2 protein-coding genes are annotated in these 1,688 nt (G+C 64.9%); both read left to right on the top strand.

Annotated elements, in window-relative coordinates; all coding sequences use genetic code 11:
- Window positions 1-669 (top strand): alpha-D-glucose phosphate-specific phosphoglucomutase (locus EN939_RS33080; RefSeq protein WP_127271696.1); only part of this gene is annotated, 669 nt, incomplete at its 5' end.
- A gap of 208 nt (window positions 670-877) precedes the next feature.
- A partial coding sequence (locus EN939_RS33085) for an alpha-amylase family glycosyl hydrolase (protein WP_245473261.1) occupies window positions 878-1,688 on the top strand: 811 nt, incomplete at its 3' end.

Raw genomic sequence — 1,688 nt, forward strand, 5'->3', positions numbered from 1 at the left:
ATGCCGACCAGTGGCGCTGCCGACCGCGTCGCTGAAAAACTCGGCATCGCCCTCTATGAGACGCCGACCGGCTGGAAGTTCTTCGGCAATCTGCTGGATGCCGACATGGCGACGATCTGCGGCGAGGAGAGTGCGGGCACCGGCTCCAACCATGTCCGCGAAAAGGACGGCCTATGGGCGGTGCTTTTGTGGCTCAACATCCTTGCCGCGCGCGGCGAAAGCTGCAAGCAGATCGTCACTGAGCACTGGGCGACCTACGGTCGCAACTACTATTCGCGGCACGATTATGAAGAGGTTGAGAGCGACCGCGCCAACGCATTGGTCGACGAACTGCGCGCCAAGCTCGGCGCGCTGCCGGGTACCAGCGCTCGCGGCATGAAAATCGCCAGCGCCGACGATTTTGCCTATCGCGATCCGGTCGACGGTTCGATCAGCGAGCATCAGGGCATCAGGGTGCTGTTCGAAGGTGGTTCGCGGGTCGTCTTCCGCCTCTCCGGCACCGGCACGTCGGGCGCGACGCTGCGCGTCTACATCGAACGTTACGAGCCGGACAAGTCGAGGCACGACCTCGACACCCAGGCCGCCCTTGCCGATCTGATAGCCGCAGCCGATGATATTGCCGGGATTCACAGCCATACCGGCCGCCCCAAGCCAAGCGTGATTACTTGAGGGTGGCGGTTCGCGCTTTCCCTTCTCCCCTTGTGGGGTTCGAAGGACGGGGCGAGACCCGTGGCTCGCCCCAGGGCGGTGGATCGGCGCGTAGCGCCGAGACGGTTGAGGGGTGCGCGAAGGATCGCTGTCCTTGCCAAGCGGGAACATCCCTCATCCGTCGCCTTCGGCGACACCTTCTCCCACAAGGGGCGAAGGGGGAGACTGCATGACCCAGCTCGGCGCCACCGTCACCCGCGAAGGCATCCGCTTTGCCGCCTGGTCGCAGGCCGCCCGTCGGCTTTGGGTCTCGATCTTCGACGAGCAGGGCAACCGGGAAATCGAACGGCTCGAACTGCAGCCGGAAGGTGAGGGCGTCCATGCGCTGTTCATTGCGGGCCTTGGCCAGGGCATCCGCTACGGCTTTCGCGCCGATGGCGACTACGCGCCGGAACGCGGACTGTGGTTCGATCCCGCCAAGCTCCTGACCGATCCATATGCCGTCGAGATCGACAGGTCCTATGTCTATGACTGGCGGCTGGCCCAGCGCCGGGGCGAGGGCGCCGATACCGCACCGCTGATGCCGAAGGCGATTGCCGCTGCGCTGCCGAAGCCGGTGCAGGCTGCCCCGCCGCTATTCCAGCCGGGCGGCCTTATTTACGAAGTGCCGGTGCGCGCCTTCACCATGCTGCATCCGGACATTCCCGAAAAATTGCGCGGAACAGTCGCCGCACTTGCTCACCCGGCGGTTATCGAGCATCTGAAAAAACTGGGGGTTGACGCGGTCGAACTGATGCCGGTGACCGCGTGGATTGACGAGCGACATTTGCCGCCGCTCGGGCTGCGCAACGCCTGGGGCTACAATCCCGTGACTTTCATGGCCCTCGATCCGCGTTTGGCGCCGGGCGGCATCATGGAGTTGCGAAACACGGTCGCCGTGCTGCGTGAGGCTGGCATCGGCGTCATCCTCGACCTCGTCTTCAACCACACCGGCGAGAGCGACTGGCTTGGCCCGACGCTGTCGCTGCGCGGCCTGGACA

It is taken from the genome of Mesorhizobium sp. M7A.F.Ca.CA.002.05.1.1, from assembly GCF_003998335.1.
GTDB lineage: Bacteria > Pseudomonadota > Alphaproteobacteria > Rhizobiales > Rhizobiaceae > Mesorhizobium.